Source organism: Streptomyces sp. CO7 (assembly GCF_053474865.1).
In genome coordinates this window covers 154,321-157,944 of sequence record NZ_JBRIOU010000001.1, presented here as the reverse complement: position 1 = coordinate 157,944, position 3,624 = coordinate 154,321, and the positions used below count along the sequence as shown (strand labels likewise).

Genomic DNA, 3,624 nt, shown 5'->3' with positions numbered 1-3,624 from the left:
CCACGCCCTGCTCACCCGGTAGTTCCACCACCGTGGCGGCGCGGCCGCAGGGCCACACCCTGACCCCTTCCGCCTCCGCGACGGCGCCGCCCGCGGCGGGAAAGCGGGCCACCCGGAAGGGCGCACGCGTCACCCGAACGGGCGTGTCGGCCCGGGCGACGCCGGTGACCGCCCCGCCCCCGTCGGGCGTGACGGTGACGGGTGCGGGTGCGGCGGCCCCCCGGCCGAACTGACCGGTCAGGCGCTGTCCGGCGGTCGCGGGGCGGCCGCCGCGTGAGGAGTCAGCCCGTGGCGCCGAGGAGGGCGGCGACGAGCGGCCCCGCGTTCTCGCCGCCGTGGCCGCTCTCGCGGACCACCGCGGCCGCCGCGTAGTCACCCCGGTACGCGGTGAACCACCCGTTCGGCTTGTCCTGGCCGTCGACCTCCGCCGTGCCGGTCTTGGCGCCGTAGGAGGGGCCGAGCCCGGCCATCGCCTCCGCCGCCGTGCCCGCCTGCGCGGTGTACCGCATCAGCTCCCTCAGCTGGCCCAGCGCGGCGGAGCTGATGCTCCGCGAGGCCCGGGCCAGGGCGCGGTCGTCCACCGTGGGCGGTACCAGGTACGGCTGGTGGAACGAGCCGGCCGAGACGGTCGCCGAGACCGACGCCATGTTGAGCGGGTTCATCCGCACGCCGCCCTGGCCTATCAGCGACGCGGCCTTGGGCGCGGCGGACTGCACCGGGACCCCGCCGTCGAAGGTGGAGACGCCCACCGACCAGTTGTTCAGCCCCAGGCCGAAGACCTGCTGCGCCTCCCGCGTCAGCGCGTCGTCGGACAGCTTCTCCGCCTGGCTGATGAAGGCGGTGTTGCAGGAGCGCGCGAAGCTCGCCTTGAAGGTGGCGTTCTTCATCGCGAACTTGTCGTCGTTCTGGAACTTCCACCCGCCGTACGAGGAGTACTTGGGGCAGGGGTGCTCCCGGTCGTTGGAGGCCAGGCCCTTCTCCAGCAGCAGCGCCGAGGAGATCACCTTCATGGTGGAGCCGGGGGCCAGGGAGCCCTGGAAGGCCGTGTTCAGGCCCGGTTCGGCGTTGGCGGCGGCGAGTATCTCGCCGGTGGAGGCGCGCAGCAGCACCACCGAGGACCGCGGCTTGGCGGCGACCTTCTCCTCCGCCAGCTTCTGCAGCCCCGGGTGGAGGGTGGTCTGCACCTCGCCCGGCGTGGCCTCGGCCAGCCGCAGCAGCTCCCGTCCCTCGGCCTTCTTCGCGTCCTTCCCGCTCTTGGCGTCCTTGGCGTCCTTCTTCCCGCCCGGCGGGGTGTCGCCGTTCTTCCCGGCGGCGTCCGCCACCTCGGCCGGCACGGCGCGCAGGGCGATCGCACCGGTGCCGCCGGACTTCTTGCCGTACTTCTCGGCGAGGCTCTTCAGCATCGGCGCGACCGACGGATACGCCTCGGCGGTCAGCTCCCCGCCGTCGCGGTCCAGTGCCTTGACCGGCGCGGTTCCCGCCTCCCCGGTGAGCAGCCGCTCGTCGTCCTTCAGCTCCGGGTGGAGGACCGAGGGGCGCCACCGGACGACCGGCTCACCGTCCGCGGCGCGGCGGACCACCGTGAGGGCGCTGTCGTAGGCCAGCGGCTTGCTCAGCTTCCCGTGGACGACGGTGGCCTTCACCGCGAAGGCGAGGCCCTCGCCCTTGGGCCGGCCGGCGGTGAGGACGGCCTCGGTGATGCGGGCCTGCTCCGTCCACCCGGCCAGGTGGACGCGGGCGGCCTTCGGGTCGGAGGTGGCCTCGGCGGCCCGGGCGACGTCGCCCTGCTGCCAGGCGGCCAGGAACGTCTCCGCCGCGGCGGAGACGTCGGCGGCGGTCAGCGGCTCCTTGCGCCGGTCCTCGGGGGTCTGCACCGAGCCCGCGGCGGAGGCGCCGTCGCCGAACATGACGTAACCGCCGGTGCCCAGGCCCGCCACGGCCGCGGCGATCAGCACGCCGGTCAGGGCGGGGCGGCGGCCCAGGCCCCGGCGCTCGGGGACGCGCCTTCTCTTGCCCACGGTCTTCTCCTCCGGAGATGGATTCCTGTCCTGGCCGGAGGAGCCGGCCGGAGCGGTTCTGGAGCGGTTGCGGTGCGCGGAACGTGCGGCGTGCGGTGCCCATGCTCTCAGCGAGGACGGACATCGCGGGAGGGGGGCGGCGCATTGCCGTCCCGCGCGGCCCCGCCCTGGTCCGGGCGGGCCCGGCGGGCGCAGGTCAGGAGGTGTCCACCGGAGAGCGGGGTGACGGTGGTCACCCCGCCGCGCGCAGCACCGCCGCCACGACCGGGCCCGCCGCCTCGCCGCCGCGCCCGCCCTGCTGCGCCACGGCCGCCGCGGCGACGTCGCCCCGGTACCCGGTGAACCAGCTGTTGGGGAGCTCCTGCCCGTCGACCTCCGCCGAACCGGTCTTCGCGCCGATGTCGCCGCCCAGGCCGGCCATGGCAGCGCGCCCCGAGCCCTGGGTGGCGGTCAGGTACATCATCTGCCGCAGCTGCGCGGAGACCGCCGGGGCCAGCCCGCGGGCGGTGGCGAACTTGCGCCCGTCGGTCTTGGCCGGGACGAGGAAGGGCTGCTTGAACACGCCGGTCTTCGCGGTGGCGGTGAGCGAGGCGACGTTCAGCGGGCTGAGCTGCACCTGGCCCTGGCCGATCGCGTTGGCCGCCCGGTCGGGGCCGCCGGAGGGCGGGACGCTGCCGTCGAAGGAGACGATGCCGGTCTTCCAGTCGTCGCGGCCGAGGCCGAACCGCTCCTGGGCGACTCCGGTGAGGGACTCGTTCGTCACGCCGTCCTCGTCGATCAGCTTGATGAAGGCCGTGTTGCAGGACCGGGCGAAGCTGTCGGCCAGGTTCGCGCCCTCGTTCGGGGTGACCCCGGGGGCGTTCCGGAAGGTCTGGCTCTGCCAGGTCGCCGTCGGCGTGCAGGGCGCGGGGCGGTTGGCCGCGGTGACGCCCTTCTCGATCAGCATCGCCGCGGTGACGATCTTCATCGTGGAACCGGGCGCCAGCCGGCCCTGGAACGCGGCGTTGAAGCCGTCCGAGCGGTGGTTCGCCACCGCCAGCACCTCGCCGGTGCTGGGCCTCAGCGCGACCACGGAGGATTCGGGGTACTTCCCCACCGCCTTCTCCGCGGCGGCCTGTGCGCCGGCGGACAGGGTGGTGCGGATCTTGCCGGCCTTGCCCTTCGCCAGGGTCACCAGGGTGGTGTCGGGGGTGTCCGGTCCCGCGTGCCGGATCACCAGCTCCAGCGAGGGGCTGCCGCCCGCCGCCTCGCCGTAACGTTCCCGCAGTTCGTCCAGGACCGGGCCGAGCGAGGGGTACTTCCCGGCGTCGAGCACCTTGCCGTCGCGGTCCACGAGTTCCACCGCCGGGACGTCGGACGGCCCGGCCACCAGGGTGTCGCCGGGCTTCAGCCGCGGGTGGGCGACCGTCGGCTCCCAGTCGACCAGCGGCTTGGCGGTGGTGCGCCCGCGGACCACGCTCAGCTCGCTGTCCCAGGCGAGCGGCTCGCTCTTCCCGCCCACGCTCACGGTCGCCTTCACCGAGAACGGCACGGTCGTGCCCCGCGCCTTGCCGGGCGTGATCCTGACCTTGCCCACTCCGCCCTGCTCGGCCATGCCGGTCAGCAG

Annotated in this window: 2 protein-coding genes; both read right to left on the bottom strand. The window is 74.6% G+C overall.

What is annotated here, in order from left to right:
* Positions 1 to 281: 281 nt before the first annotated feature.
* A complete protein-coding gene (locus tag ACOV8S_RS00715; RefSeq protein WP_448315286.1) occupies positions 282 to 2,018 on the bottom strand; it encodes a penicillin-binding transpeptidase domain-containing protein in 1,737 nt (578 codons plus the stop codon).
* A 232-nt stretch (positions 2,019 to 2,250) separates the two neighbouring features.
* Positions 2,251 to 3,624 (bottom strand): penicillin-binding transpeptidase domain-containing protein (locus ACOV8S_RS00710; RefSeq protein WP_448315284.1); only part of this gene is annotated, 1,374 nt, incomplete at its 5' end.